Raw genomic sequence first — 236 nt, forward strand, 5'->3', positions numbered from 1 at the left:
CTGGAGGCGTTCATTGGGTACTGGTACGCGACGTACTCTTACGCGACGGAGACTGGTGATCTGGGACCGTGGGGCCTTGCGACTGATACGACTACGGAGTCTGGTGGTGCTTACAAGCGGGCCATTGATGCAAACTATGCCAACGGTAGCTGGCTGGTGGGAGGGCGGATTGCCATACCTAGGATTGAGGTTCTTTGGCAGGCGGGAGCTGACTCCCAAGTAGCCAAGGTTCAGGT

At 57.6% G+C, this 236-nt stretch carries 1 protein-coding gene; it reads left to right on the top strand.

The window, feature by feature from the left end:
• Positions 1-12 precede the first annotated feature (12 nt).
• On the top strand, positions 13-236 hold a 224-nt coding region (locus tag ACPYOM_RS23895; RefSeq protein ID WP_481347890.1), incomplete at its 3' end, for a DUF6318 family protein.

Source organism: Monashia sp. HAY1-2A (assembly GCF_056755315.1).